Origin of the sequence: Paenibacillus sp. KS1, from assembly GCF_001680695.1 — a bacterium.
In the GTDB taxonomy this organism is placed as follows: domain Bacteria; phylum Bacillota; class Bacilli; order Paenibacillales; family Paenibacillaceae; genus Paenibacillus_B; species Paenibacillus_B suaedae.
The window spans coordinates 1-12,372 of sequence record NZ_MAIS01000011.1 but is presented as its reverse complement, the minus strand read 5'-3'; the positions used below and the strand labels follow the sequence as shown (position 1 = coordinate 12,372).

At 45.7% G+C, this 12,372-nt stretch carries 7 protein-coding genes, 1 pseudogene, 1 riboswitch and 1 other annotated feature; of the genes and pseudogenes, 5 read left to right on the top strand and 3 right to left on the bottom strand.

Going from position 1 to position 12,372, the window contains the following annotated elements; all coding sequences use genetic code 11:
- Window positions 1-240 precede the first annotated feature (240 nt).
- A complete protein-coding gene (locus BBG47_RS05615) occupies window positions 241-4,800 on the top strand; it encodes a non-ribosomal peptide synthetase (RefSeq protein ID WP_065290886.1) in 4,560 nt (1,519 codons plus the stop codon).
- A gap of 271 nt (window positions 4,801-5,071) precedes the next feature.
- Here BBG47_RS05615 and BBG47_RS05610 read toward each other — a convergent pair whose 3' ends face one another.
- Together BBG47_RS05610 and BBG47_RS29415 are read right to left on the bottom strand one after the other, a co-directional pair.
- Window positions 5,072-6,337 (bottom strand): voltage-gated chloride channel family protein, encoded by a 1,266-nt coding sequence (locus BBG47_RS05610; RefSeq protein WP_065290946.1) that lies wholly within the window; start codon window positions 6,335-6,337, stop codon window positions 5,072-5,074.
- A 128-nt stretch (window positions 6,338-6,465) separates the two neighbouring features.
- A riboswitch (Fluoride riboswitch) is annotated at window positions 6,466-6,526 on the bottom strand.
- Window positions 6,527-6,589: 63 nt separating this feature from the next.
- Window positions 6,590-6,703 (bottom strand): annotated as a pseudogene (locus BBG47_RS29415) (ABC transporter substrate-binding protein); the annotation flags it as partial.
- 147 nt (window positions 6,704-6,850) lie between these two features.
- Here BBG47_RS29415 and BBG47_RS05600 point away from each other — a divergent pair.
- The 3 genes from BBG47_RS05600 (at window position 6,851) to BBG47_RS05590 (ending at window position 10,482) form a co-directional block, all read left to right on the top strand.
- Window positions 6,851-7,132: a hypothetical protein gene (locus BBG47_RS05600; protein ID WP_254659752.1), complete on the top strand. Its 282-nt coding sequence runs from the start codon at window positions 6,851-6,853 to the stop codon at window positions 7,130-7,132.
- An 18-nt stretch (window positions 7,133-7,150) separates the two neighbouring features.
- A complete protein-coding gene (locus BBG47_RS05595) occupies window positions 7,151-8,290 on the top strand; it encodes a GerAB/ArcD/ProY family transporter (protein ID WP_065290884.1) in 1,140 nt (379 codons plus the stop codon).
- Window positions 8,291-8,459: 169 nt separating this feature from the next.
- Window positions 8,460-8,715: a binding site (T-box leader), on the top strand.
- 93 nt (window positions 8,716-8,808) lie between these two features.
- Window positions 8,809-10,482 (top strand): glutamine--tRNA ligase/YqeY domain fusion protein, encoded by a 1,674-nt coding sequence (locus tag BBG47_RS05590; protein WP_065290883.1) that lies wholly within the window; start codon window positions 8,809-8,811, stop codon window positions 10,480-10,482.
- Between the two features lie 222 nt (window positions 10,483-10,704).
- On the opposite strand, the gene BBG47_RS05585 is transcribed toward BBG47_RS05590, so the two are convergent.
- Window positions 10,705-11,640: a DMT family transporter gene (locus BBG47_RS05585; protein WP_065290882.1), complete on the bottom strand. Its 936-nt coding sequence runs from the start codon at window positions 11,638-11,640 to the stop codon at window positions 10,705-10,707.
- Between the two features lie 346 nt (window positions 11,641-11,986).
- Between BBG47_RS05585 and BBG47_RS05580 the strand changes: the two genes are divergently transcribed.
- Window positions 11,987-12,372, top strand: a 386-nt coding sequence (locus tag BBG47_RS05580; protein ID WP_483310699.1) for an alpha-helical endospore appendage domain-containing protein, incomplete at its 3' end; no start/stop codon positions are given.

Sequence of the window (12,372 nt, the reverse complement as noted above, 5' to 3'; positions counted from 1 at the left end):
AGCCGACATAAAAGTACATAAGCATGTAAATTCATCGATTTATTTCTCCATAAGGTTTTACACTACGCTGGGGATAGTTTCTCCGTTATTGCGAAATTTATACAATTATAGCTGCATTCTCGGTATTTACAAGAAATTATCAAATGAACAATTCTTTTTAGAAAATATTTGATTGACCCTCTTTCCAATGACATGTTTCAATGTGCTAGTAGATGAATTTGACAGGGAAGGGCGAGTCTGATGAATGATTGGTCACTTACACATCCTCAACTTAGAATTTGGTACATGGAGAATATGCAGCCGAATACAAGCTTAGGCATTATTTCAGTATCGTTGCGGCTGAAGTCGAAACAAGGCAATCTGGAGATTCCTTTCCTGCAGCAAGCTGTAAATGAGCTCTTAAGACGAAATGAAGTTCTGCGTCTTCGCATCGTAGAGAGGGACGGACAGGAGCCAAGACAATACATAAGCAAGTATCAAAGCTATGAGGTTCCAGTCATTGATGCTGTCGGTATTGACGTACAATCATGGGAGAAGGCGAGAGCTCAGATGCCAATGCCGTGGAAGGATACCGATCTATTTGAGTTCATTCTGTTGCGGATAAATGCTACGGATTGTGTATTATACCAGCGTTTTCATCATTTCATTCACGATGGAATCTCCCAGCAGCTTATCATTGATGATATTCTTGCCTATTACAGTTGCCTTGTACAAGGTGCAATCTTGCCTGATTCACATCGACCTTCCTACTTGCAGTTCATCGCTAGTGAGCTGGAATATGAGCAATCTGAGCGCCGGGAGAAAGACCGACAATATTGGCTGCAGGAATTTGAAGCACATCCCTCTGACAGCGCACATATAATCTCGCCACTCCAACTGCATGATCCTACCTGTAAATCCAATCGTATATCTTATCCATTGTCTGCATCCATGCAGCAGCATGTATATCAATTCTGCGAGAAACATCAAGTTAGTCTATTTACATTATTCACCGCACTACTCGGCATTTATTTATACAAGTGGAATGGGAACCAAAATCAAGTCATCGGCACGACATTAAGCAATCGAACGAATAGAGCAGAGAAAAACATGTTAGGTATGTTCGTCAGCACCGTGCCACTGCGCCTCCAGATAGAAGGGAAACAAGACAGGATCTCCTTCATTAAGCAAGTGAACAAAAAGCAATTCTCAGCGGCAAGGCATCAGAAATATCCATTCAATCAGCTTGTACAGGACATTCGCTCCAAGACAGGCGAAAGCTCGCCTCTCTTTCACGCATCCATTGAATATCGAGAGACGGATACGTCGAATGTAAACAGCAATGAGCACGTTCAATATGAATGGGAGCACATCCATTGTGGCTATGAGGAAAATGACTTCCTGCTCCGGGTACAGCGAGTCGCGGCGACGAATGAATTGTCCCTGCACTTTGATTATCAGATAGCTAAGTTCAATTCAGAAGAAATTCAGCGGCAGATTGAACAGTATGTATATGTAATCGAAGAAGTGCTTGCACAGCCTGAACGCTCTATCGACTCAACCGAAATTTGCACGCCTGAGCAGCGTGCAGAGCTGATGACTTCCTTTCAGGCAGCGAAAACACAAGAGTCCAATCCCACTCTCTTAGTCGTCCAAGCGTTCAATGAGCAGTGCGAACGAACCCCTGAAGCTATAGCCATTCGATGCGACCAGAAATCCATCACTTATCGAGAATTAAGTACCAGAGCTGACCGATTGAGTGCGCATCTAAGGAATAAAGGTATCGGGCAGGACGATGTCGTAGGCATCCTGATGGAGCGATCTATCGATACCATTGTCAGCATGCTCGGGATATGGAGAGCTGGAGCGGCCTACATTCCGCTAGACCCTGCACTCCCTCATGAACGAATCTCATTTATGCTTACAGACAGCAGTGTCAAAGTCATCGTTACGCATCGAGGCCTAGAAAGGCGTTTCCATATCGATAGAGCATATGAATGGTTGGATCTAGATAAATGCACCGCAGACAGCGACAAGCAAGAAAGTAGGCAAGAAAGCCAGCTATTAAATGACATTTCAAAAGATGACATTCAAGTCACTCACCCTGCTCCAAACAGCCTTGCATATATCATCTATACCTCCGGGTCGACCGGCAATCCGAAGGGGGTGATGATCGAGCATCAATCATTCGGCAGCACTCTGCATTATCGGAACAAAGAATACAAGACAAGGGTAGGAGACACCGTGCTCCCGTTGATTTCCTTCGCGTTCGATGGTTTTGTGGCGACGTGCTGGTCACCGCTTATTACGGGAGCGACAGTTGTGCTGGCAGTTGAGGAGGCGATGAAAGACTTCTATGCCCTACGTAACTTGATTATACAAGAGAAGGTCTATCATATTATTTCCACACCAAGCCTATATGGGTCTTTACTCACAGGATTATCAACAGAAGATATGTCGAGTCTTCGGATTGTTACCTTAGCAGGCGAGCGGGTCAGTGATGCGGTGATAAAGAGAAGCAAGCAGCTTCAGTCCGACACTGAAATTGTAATTGAATACGGCCCTTCCGAGAACAGCGTTGTCACGTCAATCAAGAAAGACGCGCAAGCGGGAGGAGCCTATAGCATTGGCAGACCGTTAGCGAATAGCTTCGTATATATCGTGAATGAGCATCTTCAGCTGCAGCCAATTGGGGCACAAGGACAGCTATGTATCACCGGAATAGGACTTGCTCGCGGATATCTCAATCTACCGGAGCAATCAGAGCAGCGCTTCATAGCGAGCCCCTTCTTCGACTCGGATGGATGGAAGCGAATGTACTTGACCGGTGATTATGCCAGATGGCTTCCTAACGGGGAACTCGAATTCATTGGACGAACAGACGACCAAGTGAAAATTCGTGGTTATCGAATTGAAATTGGTGAAATTGAATCGCAGCTGCAGCGCTTGCCAGGCATTCACGAAGCTGCCGTGCTCACGGTCAAGCAAGGTGCTTCCGACTCGACGCTATCTGCCTATATTGTATCGGATCAAGGACTCGTGATCTCAGACATTCGTACTCAGCTGCTGAATCAGCTCCCTATCTATATGGTTCCTGCACACTTCATGAAGATTGACAGCATGCCGCTAACACACAATGGCAAGATTGACCGCAAGGCACTGCTTCACATGACCGAACTGTCTTCTGGCAATCAACCGTATATTGCGCCTGCTACCGAACGTGAGCAGCTGCTAGCGGAGCTGTGGGCAGAGACGCTAAATAGGCACCCAATCGGGTTACACCACAGCTTCTGGGAACTCGGCGGTGATTCCATCAAAGCGCTTCAACTCATGGGGCGATTGCATCAGTTCGGGTATACCTTGACAGTAAAGGAACTTCATTCATATCCAACGTTGGGTGAGGCGGCCGCCCGCATGAGATTTACAGACAAGCGCCCCCAGAACGAGATCATCACTGGAGTCGTTCCATTTACACCTATTCAACAGTGGTTCTGGGAGCAGCGGTTCGCGAACCCGCATCATTGGAACCAGTCATTCGTCCTATTCAGTAAGACGAGATTTGTGCAAGAGCACATCGAACATGTATTTGACCATCTTGTTCTTCACCATGATGCATTGCGAATGACCTATCGCCCAGAAGGGGAGTTGACCCTTCAAACCATTCGCCAGCCGGATGAAGGGCCCTTCTATCATCTCGTATCATACGAACTAGAAGATGCTGACCATCCTGAGCGAGAAATGGAACAGATTGCAACTCAACTGCAGCAGAGTATGAATCTCTACAAGGGCCCAATTGTCAAGCTTGGTCTATTCCGTATGAAGGGTGGGGATCACCTGCTGCTCACGATTCATCATCTGCTTGTAGACGGATATGCTTGGCGTGTGCTCCTCGAAGATTTTGCTGATGGATATGATCAGCTGGTGAACGGACATCCACTGCGTGTTAGGCCAAAGTCAACTTCTCTGAAGCAGTGGGCAGAGAGATTACTCACCTATGCTCAGCAGGATGAGGTTATTCAGGAACTTCCTTATTGGCTTGCGCTTGAACAATATTCTGGAGATCCATTACCGCTCGGTATACGCAGCGATGTGCAAGCTGCCGATTTTGGCGTATGGAGCGATAATGGCATGATTGCGGTTGAATTCTCTTCGGAAGCAACCGACATACTGCTTCGGAGCAATAATACGTCAGCAAGCCCGGAAGCATATGACCTCATGCTAACTGCGTTTGGAATGGCGCTTGCGGATTGGAGTGGCGGACGCACATTTCGCTTGGATGTTGAAGGCCATGGAAGAGAAGCAATCGGGGAAGAGATCGAGGTGTCGCGTACGATCGGCTGGTTCATGACGATGTATCCGATCATTCTCGATATGTCACGAGCCGATTCCCTTCCCGCAGCTGTCGAACAGACTCGGCAAATGCTGCGCAGCATTCCGAACAAGGGAATGAATTATGGGGTACTGAAGTATTTGACCAAGCATGAGTCAGCAAGCGGTACAGCAATTTTGGAGAGGAAGGCAAATATAAATTTCAATTATATGGGTCAATTCGGTAACGAACTGAATAATGAAAAATTTACGTTCTCATCGATGCCGCCAGGTGATACAATCGGGCTGGACAATGGACGAATGTATCAATTAGAGGCGGTTGCCATGATTGTAGGAAGGCAGCTTGTCGTTCGGTTCGTGTACAGCACACGAGACTATGAGCATTCCAATATTCAGGAGCTCGTCAATCGATATAAGGCCCGTCTCGAAGCATTGCTTGAACTACACAAGCACGGATATGCACCAGGACAGAGCTCCGGTCTAACCGTCTAAGCGGAACAATGACCGATGCTGCTTCGACTATATCCGTATCTTCATCCGAATAAGTAGGAATGAGATAGCCTGAGTCATCACAAGTAAGATGGGAAAGTCCTCCTATTATCCATTGAATGTGACGCAATCCACAATTAAATCGGATAGTCATGAAAAAAAGGTCGAGCGCAGGGCGCCTTATTACCCTGAACTCGACCTTTCTCTTATTAGATAGGATCCCGCAGAAGGTAAGCTAACGAATTGGACAGCCTCATTCGTGGTTATCGTCATATTACTCAGCTCGATCTTGTTGTCGCTGCTCCGTTTTGACTGCGCCAATCGTACTTCCTGCTGCAATCCGTATCAGCCTCGCTTTAGATACTCCAATTTGTTGCGAAGTATAGATACCGGTATGACCTGAAAATAAATAGCTGATCAAGCAGGCGATAAACATATAAATCGCGCCCTCGGAACCGAACAATTCAATTCCCATCAGGAAGCAGGCGATCGGTGTATTCGTTGCTCCACAAAATACGGCAATAAAGCCTAATGCAGCCAAGAAGGGAGCATACATCTGCAAGATACCCGACAATGCATTGCCTAATGTAGCCCCGATGGCAAATAACGGCGTGACCTCACCGCCCTGAAAGCCAGCACCTAATGTAAACGAAGTGAAAATGAGCTTCCCAAGAAAGGCAAATGGAGATACGTCCTCCGTAAATGAGCTCTGAATAAGCGGAATTCCTAAGCCAAGATAATCGCGTGATCCGACGATATATACAAATGCGATAATAACAAGTCCGCCTACTGCACTTTTGAGCATCGGATTTGCGAATAACTTGGTATACCCTTTTTTCAAATAGTGGGTAAGTTGACTGAACAGCCGGCTCGTAAGTCCGAACAAGATGGATGCCATCACTACCTTTCCCAGTACAATCAGCGATAACTTCGGAAATTCATTGACGACATAATGGACATGTGATACTCCCCATACTGATGAGGCGAAAATATTCCCGACAAAGCTCGCTACGAATGCTGGAACCAAGGCCTCGTGACGGATGAGTCCGATGGCCAGCACTTCAAGTCCAAATACTGTACCCGCAAGCGGGGTACCGAATATAGAACCGAACCCACCGCTAATGCCGCAGATGAGTAGAATTCTACGATCAGTATGATCGACTCGCAGCATTTTGCCAAGCCATTCGGATAAGCTGCCGCCCATCTGGACTGCCGTCCCTTCACGGCCTGCGGAGCCGCCGAACAGATGCGTAACGAGCGTACCGAATAAGACTAGCGGCGCCATACGCAGTGGAATCGCTTCTTTGCCATCATGAATCTGTTCAATAATAAGATTGTTGCCTTTCGCGCTGTTCTTACCGAATTTCAAATACATGTAACTGACCACAGCACCGCCCAGCGGCAACAGGTACAACAACCAAGGATGCTCGATTCTCGTCCCCGTAACATAGTCCAAGCTGATGAGAAATATCGCAGAAGCAGAACCAGTCAATAGCCCGACGATACTCCCAAGTAAAATCCACTTTAATAAAGAAGCCATAATAGCGGCGTATGTAGATTTCTGTAAGACAGGTACGAGCAGCCCTCTCCATTTCTTCACAACATCTCATCATCCTTTCTGTCATTACCATTCTGGACAAAAAAACAGACTCCTACCAGGGAAGTTATTCTCTGGTAGGAGTCATTAGCCTAGACGGCGGTTATGGCGAACTCCATCGCCTATTCAACTTAATATAGATGTATTTTATTTCATTTCATCCGCATAGTCAATTCGAATCCGAAGTAAAACGCGCTTAAAACCTAATTCTCCGTACAGCAATTGCGGTAAGCCTGTCGAAATCATAACGAACAAGCGGTTGCCGGGATACATCGTAAATACGGATGCAGTCTCATTCGACACTGCACCGCCCGTTCCGCCTGTGAAGGACATATTAAGGAGCGATCAGCTTCGTACATTGCACAAGAGCTCCTAACAATGATGATGAGCTCCTTGCATTGAAAAATTTTTCCCAATTCGTTTAAAAAAATGCTCAACGACGATAATTGAAATAGATTGATCACAAATATCCACAATATAGGAAATGGAGGAGTACAACATATTTTAGCTAGTTTAGGGATCCTCATTATTGCAGCCACCATTATTTTCGTGGAATACCCAGCATTATCGAAGAGCGGAAGTAAACAAGAAGCTGTCGCATTCGGTATACTGCTTACAATCGGCACAGTACTTGGCATCGCTCTGGCATTTCATGTTAAGGTACCAAGCCCGCTTGACATGGTTGCAGCCATCTATAGACCAATTACAAGCTTTATTTCAACGATCTTGAAGGGATGAACGAGAGGAGCAATCAGAATGGGAAGTGGGGAACAGATTAATATCAGCGTTCGTCAGTTTACAATTCTCGTCTTCTTATATTCCGTTGGAACTGCGATTTTAGTTATCCCTTCAAGCTTGGCGGAAGAGGTGAAGCAGGATGCATGGATTGCTTCGATTATTAGCATTGGAATAAGCATGCTTCTTGTGAAGCTGTACAGTATCGTCGCACAGCATCATCCGAGAATGACACTCGTTGAAATGATTGGGAAGCACTTTGGCAAATGGCTTGGGACAGCTATTTCGTGGTTCTTCGTTTTCTTTGCATTAATTACTTCGTCGGAGCTGCTAAACTATATGGGTTTCTTCATGACAACCCAGATATTGCCCAATACTCCTATGATCGCTACGAACATCATATTCGCATTCATCGTTGTTATGGGCGTGCGCTTAGGCTTAGAGGTGCTCGCAAGATCTGCAGAGATTCTATTTCCATATTTCATACTCTTGCTCATCATTCTTTTGTTATGTATTGCGCCACAGATCGATATACATAAGATTCAGCCTATCTTCGAGTCGAGTATGAAACCGATGATCCGTGCGACATTATTGTTCAGCAGTATATACTTGTTTCCAGCTGTCGTCTTCTTAATGATCTATCCGTCATCCACTCCAGAAGTGAGCAAAACGACTAGAGCGTTCTATATCGGAGTGCTTCTAGCCGGTATTGTGTTGACAATCATTATCGCCTGTACGATCCTGGTTCTCGGATCAGAGACAACTTCACGGCAATTATATCCGAGCTATGCGCTGGCAAAAAGAATTATGGTGGGGACTTTTTTTCAGCATGTCGAAGTAGTTGTAGCTGTCATATGGTTCATTACCATTTACTTCAAAATGTCGATGTATTTTTACGTCTCATGTGTAGGGCTGTCACAGACATTACGACTGCACGATTACCGGATACTTGTATATCCGTTAGGTCTTCTATTAGTTGTTTTCTCCATAATTGTTCATCCGAGCTCGGTGCACTACAGCGATTATAACAAGACAACCTGGATTCCGTTCGTTGCTACCTTCGGAATCTTAGTTCCGCTTCTGCTGCTCGCTGCTTCTATTCGACACAAGCGGGCACAATCGAGAGAGGAATCATGTCATCAAGAGGGGAGTAAGGAGTAAGGAATACGAATAAGGCCATGTTCTGTGATGCGCCATTGCCATCATGTTCTCACAACCATTTTCTGATATGAAACTATGAATTGTACAATCCATCGGTGAAGGAGAAGAAGGCTGTTTAACATCCGACTTTACATTGGTGGAATGATTTGTTATTATCTATCCCAATATCAGAAACGCGATGATGAGAAGAGTAAGGAAATATGCACATATACAGAGAGCTCCTGCAGCTGAGAAGGAGCAATGAGCTGTTTCCCGAACCAAGCCTCTGAGCAGCATGCCGGATCTGTGCAACCGTGGGATGGCATGACGGGAGCTCCCGTTATAGAGCTAGAGTATAAGCATGCTTCTTATGCCGTACTTGATGAGATTAATATGGCGACATATTAATGAACCCGGGGTGGTACCACGATAACTTCGTCCCCAAGACTTAACGTCTTGGAGGTGAGGTTTTTTTATTGCGTTTTTTAGATATGTGTTTACACTCGATTCACCCCACAAGTTCATGAGGAGGCGTCACCATGAATCAAGATACTGCCTATTCAACCGACCATTATTTATACAGACTCATACATGAGGAACAAGAAGCTTCGCCGTTCAGTCGAAGCATGTGCACGCGGTTCCCCCCAGAGCCGAATGGCTATCTTCACATTGGGAGCGCCTATGCCATTCACACAAGCTATATGCTTGCGAAGCAGTATGGAGGCTCATTTCATCTTCGATTCGACGACACGAATCCTCTGAAGGAGGACATCCATTACGTTCACTCCATCATTGAGGATATGAAATGGCTTGGATATGACCCCGATTATACTTATTATGGATCGGATTATTCGGAGCAGATTTACCAAGCAGCAGTGACCTTAATTAGAAAAGGGAAGGCCTATGTCTGCGATCTTGCGCCAGACGAAGTAGCGAAATATCGGGGGACGTTAACAGAGCCTGGCCGAAACAGCCCTTATCGCAGCCGCACGATACAAGAGAACTTGGAGCTATTTACTAACATGAGACAAGGAGTCTTTCCTACCGCATCTAAAGTGCTTCGCGCCAAGATCGATATGAGCTCGCCGAACATGAATTTGCGGGATCCGATTTTATATCGAATTATTCATGCTGCGCACTATCGAACAGGGGATGACTGGTGTATATACCCGATGTATGATTTTGCCCATCCGATTCAAGACGCCATCGAAGGCATCACGTATTCGTTATGCTCGATTGAATTCAAAGACCATCGTCCATTGTACGAGTGGGTTCTCCGCGAACACGAAGTTCCAGAGCCTCCAAGGCAGCGCGAATTCGGACGATTGAATCTCACGGGTGTCGTAACAAGCAAGCGTTACTTGCGGCAGTTAGTCGAGGAGAGACTTGTTGAGGGCTGGGACGATCCAAGATTGCCAACGATTCGGGGCCTTCGTAGAAGAGGGTACACGTCAGAGAGTATACGCGCATTCATCGAAGAGATCGGCAGCATTCGGACGGAGAGCACCGCGAATATCTCGCTGCTGGATCATTGCGCAAGACAGGATCTTCAAGACCGAACAAGCGGCATCATGGCAGTACTACACCCGTTAAAGGTTGTCATAACAAACTATCCAGAGGATAAGGTAGAATGGCTGCAATTGGAGAACAATCCTCATAATGAGCAGCTGGGCCAACGGGATGTTCCCTTTTCGAGAACCATTTTTATCGAGCGAGATGATTTTCTGGAGCAGCCACCAGGCCAGTTCCACCGACTACGTCCCAATGGCGAGGTTCGATTGAAGGGTGCTTATTTTATCCGGTGTGATGAAGTTATCAAAGATCCAGCAACCGACGAAATTACAGAACTTCGATGCACATATGATCCGGTCACGAAGAGCGGCACAGGCTTTACTGGAAGGAAAGTGAAGGGAACCATTCACTGGGTGTCAGCTGCTCATGCGGTGGAGGCCGTCGTACATTTGTACGAGAACCTCTTGCTAGAAGAGTCTGTCCCGAAGGATAACGACATCATCTGGACTGACCGAGTCTGCCGAGACTCACATACTCGTATCTCTAACGTTATGTTGGAGCCTTGGGCAGCACAAGCTCTAACAGAACAGCGATTCCAGTTTATCAGACATGGTTATTTTGCCAGAGAGCAAGGTGGGGAGAACCAACTTCTCGAATTTCACCGGATCGTACCGTTGAAGAATTCATGGGTCAAGAAATAGGCTCTGTATGGAGCGAATCATTTGGATGCCACTCGTGCTATATAATCTGCTTGTCATTTCATTGCTGTGAAGACGTTTGTTGTGGAATCTCATGGCGATATAACAGTAAATATCTTTGCTTTTCAGCGAAGATGTATTATTTATTGGTGAATATGAACGGAAAAATGAGGAAAAGCTCTCTCGAAGCAACGCATTCGGGAGAGCTTATTTTATTGCTGTGATTCATCCAGACTGTACTCCATGAAGATCTGTATGGCTTTTCTTTGGCCGTTGGAACAATTGCTTCAAGCTGTCGTAATTGATAAAGGCTGTGCCGACAATAATGATTACTGCGCCAGCAGCCGATACCCATGTGATCCTCTCCCCATAGAACAGTACGCCAACCACGAGCGCGAGCATCGGAGATACGTACAGCCAAGTAGAAGCAAATATTGGCGTCGTTTTGGCGACAAGCCAATAGAACAGACTATGCCCAATCATCGAACCAATCACAATTAAATAAAGCAATGAGCCAAGTGCGCGACCAGATAGCATATTCCCAAAGTTCCAATCCTCCGTAAATGCGGACAGAGTAAGCAGTAGAGCTCCTCCATATATCATCTGAACCGCATTAAGTGCAAATGGTGACGTAGTTGCAAAGCGCTTCGCAACCCGTTTGGAGTAAATTGCACCCCCTGCATAGAACAATTGACCTAAGATTATAACGATGCTGCCGACAATAACCCATATACTTGCCGATACTGAGATCCCAGGTACTAGCATAAGAACAACTCCTAGGAATCCTATGACACAACCTAGTAAAGCGTGAATGGTGGGTTTGTGGCGCATGAAGATCATCTGCAGCACAAGTACTAGAATAGGCGCTGTAGCTGACAGAATCGCTGCGATCCCCGAAGCAACAAATTGTTCTCCCCAATATAGAGCAGCAAAAGTTCCGAACGTAAGACCTATCCCTGTAAGGAGCGAATCTTTGTGCAATAACAAGGACAGGCTTGCTTTCTTCCTCCATAGCATCCAACTGAACAATAGGATTCCAGCAATGAAAAATCGAAGCCCCCCTGACAGGAAAGGCGGAGCAGAGGCGTCCACACCAATTTTCACCGCCAGGAAGGTTGTGCTGAAGATAAGACAAACGAGCACATAATTGAAGATAACCATGGTTCCTCCTCCTTTTGGATTGATCATACACGCTATGGGATAGGACAGATTACTGCAAATAGAACAGATTACCCCATACGTTAATCAACGGAAGGAAGATAAGATGTATGCATGTCCATACGATGAGAGCAAGTGTAATAACGATCAGTATCCGCCTTCCTATCGTTTCATTGGATGTAAACACGATGTTGGTTTCCATCATAATTATAGGAGTACACGTCTGTAATGACGCGTAGAAACGGAACATACTTTATGTCTTTACCTTGCGTTGTTTACCCAATCATTTCTTTCATATGTTCATATAATTATAGGGTAATTGAAAATACAACTTGCGGGAGGGGTTCATTTGTCACAATCTAATATCCCCAACATTACTCCTATTATTTCTGTAACTAGAGACGATGCAATCAATTTATTGTTATCTTCTATTGCTTTGGAAGAGCTCGGATTAAGCCACATTATTAATGCTGAAGGTGAAAAAATTCAGTTTGCTTTAGGTACTCTTCCAGGTGTAACTTCTCCACCAGCTACAATTAGCGACATTTTACTTGTAAACCAAAGTGTAAGAAATACAATTCAAGACTTAACCAAAAAAGAATTTCTTCTGCAGAATAAACTAGATAGCATCTTGTCTACACCGATATCTGTAGGTCCAACAGGGCCGACAGGCCCTACCGGCCCTAGTACTGGCGTTACTGGTACTACAGGTGCAACAGGCGCTACGGGAGCTGC

Bases quoted from the DNA above. Each gene is read 5' to 3' on its own strand.
- BBG47_RS05615 (WP_065290886.1), top strand. From the start codon at position 241: ATGAATGATTGGTCACTTACACATCCTCAACTTAGAATTTGGTACATG.
- BBG47_RS05610 (WP_065290946.1), bottom strand. From the start codon at position 6,337: ATGGCTTCTTTATTAAAGTGGATTTTACTTGGGAGTATCGTCGGGCTA.
- BBG47_RS05595 (WP_065290884.1), top strand. From the start codon at position 7,151: ATGGGAAGTGGGGAACAGATTAATATCAGCGTTCGTCAGTTTACAATT.
- BBG47_RS05590 (WP_065290883.1), top strand. From the start codon at position 8,809: ATGAATCAAGATACTGCCTATTCAACCGACCATTATTTATACAGACTC.
- BBG47_RS05585 (WP_065290882.1), bottom strand. From the start codon at position 11,640: ATGGTTATCTTCAATTATGTGCTCGTTTGTCTTATCTTCAGCACAACC.